Annotated in this window: 1 protein-coding gene; it reads left to right on the plus strand. The window is 65.7% G+C overall.

Features of this window, described 5'->3' with window-relative positions; translation table 11 throughout:
* Positions 1 to 180: 180 nt before the first annotated feature.
* On the plus strand, positions 181 to 1,197 hold the full coding sequence (locus tag A1351_RS07820; RefSeq protein ID WP_245291614.1) for a glycoside hydrolase family 3 N-terminal domain-containing protein: 1,017 nt from the start codon (positions 181 to 183) through the stop codon (positions 1,195 to 1,197).
* The last annotated feature ends 23 nt before the right edge of the window (positions 1,198 to 1,220 follow it).

Consider the following 1,220-nt stretch of genomic DNA (forward strand, 5'->3'; position numbering starts at 1 on the left):
AACTGGGCATGGGCGGCGATCGTCGGTGCGTCGATCGCAGGCGTCCTGGCGTCGGTTTTCGCCATGCGGCGCGGCGGGAAAGTTTCGCGCGAGGGTCGCCTCCTCATCGCGCTTTGGTGCTGCGTTCCACTCGCGCTCGCCGGCAATTGGCTCTCGGCGCGGCTGCGCGAAAATCGCGTGATGAGCAGGCCGCTGGAGCTCGGCCAGCGCTACGGCCGACATTTCATTCTCGGCTATGAGAGCGTCGGCGAGGTCGCGCCTCTCGCCGCGCGCGGTCTGATCGGTGGGATTTTCGTCACCCATCGTAATGCGGCCGGCCGGAGCCGCGACCAGTTGCGCGACGAGATTGCGCAGCTCCAAAGACTGCGGCGCAATGCCGGACTGCCGCCACTTATCGTCGCCGCGGATCAAGAAGGCGGGATCGTTTCGCATCTCTCGCCGCCGCTCCCCGCCCGTGCTCCCCTGTCCGATCTCGCGGAGCTGCCGCCCGACGTCCGACGCGCAAAGGCGCGCGAGGCTGGCGAAGCGCTCGGCGCCGAACTGGTGGATCTCGGCGTCACCGTCGATTTTGCGCCGGTGGTGGATTTGCGTTTCGAGCGACGGGCGCATGCAACCGACAACGGTAGCCGGATCGCAATCCGCGCCATCGACGCCGATCCCGCGGTCGTCATCGAGGTCGCGACCGCCTTCATCCTGGGACTTCAAGCGAAAGGAGTGAGCGCGACCTTGAAGCATTTCCCCGGCCTCGGCCGGGTCCGGGAGGATACCCATGCTATGCCGGCCCGCCTCGCCGCGCGTGCGTATGATTTGGCCCAATCGGATTGGGCGCCGTTCCGCGAAATCGTGCGGCAGTCGCCCGCGCTCGTCATGGCGAGTCACGCGATCATAGATGCGATCGACCCGCTACATCCGACGTCCCAATCGAAAGCGGCGATCTCCGGCCTGCTTCGTGGCGAATGGGGCTTCGAAGGCCTCGTCGTGACCGACGATCTCGACATGGGCGCCGTCTACCGCCACGATATCTGTTCCGGCGTCGTCGCTTCGCTCAATGCCGGCGTCGACTTGCTGCTGGTTTCGTATGACGGTCGCCAATACTATCCGCTGATGGAATGCGTGCTCGCCGCCGATGCCAAAGGCCAAATCGATCGCCAGATGCAGGCTGGCAGCGACGCCCGACTTCGCACGCGCCGGAATTGATCGACCTCGCGAATCATGACCGA

The organism is Methylosinus sp. R-45379, from assembly GCF_001644125.1.
GTDB lineage: Bacteria > Pseudomonadota > Alphaproteobacteria > Rhizobiales > Beijerinckiaceae > Methylosinus.

Excerpts from the sequence above, each read along its gene's own strand:
- A1351_RS07820 (WP_245291614.1), top strand. The coding sequence starts at position 181 with ATGAGCAGGCCGCTGGAGCTCGGCCAGCGCTACGGCCGACATTTCATT.